At 45.1% G+C, this 257-nt stretch carries 1 protein-coding gene; it reads left to right on the forward strand.

Going from position 1 to position 257, the window contains the following annotated elements:
* Window positions 1-257: TRAP transporter large permease subunit (locus tag AB4512_RS24490; protein WP_372176079.1), on the forward strand; the 257-nt coding region annotated here is incomplete at both ends.

A 257-nucleotide genomic window follows, 5' to 3' on the forward strand; every position in this document is an offset into this window, starting at 1 on the left:
TGTTATTGGTGGGTTGTGCAATGGTTGCACCTTGGCTAATTACTGTTGCTCAGCTTCCTCAACAACTCACAGAAATGTTAGGTCCACTGGTGGATAGCCCACGCCTATTAATGGCAGTAATTATGTTGCTCGTACTTTGTGTCGGCATGGTTATGGACTTGAGCCCAACGATTCTAATCCTTGTACCCCTTTTAATGCCTGTCATCAAGATGGCTGGAATTGACCCAACGTACTTCGGCCTACTGTTCGTTATTAAC

Source organism: Vibrio sp. 10N.222.52.B7, from assembly GCF_041474275.1.
GTDB lineage: Bacteria > Pseudomonadota > Gammaproteobacteria > Enterobacterales > Vibrionaceae > Vibrio > Vibrio crassostreae_C.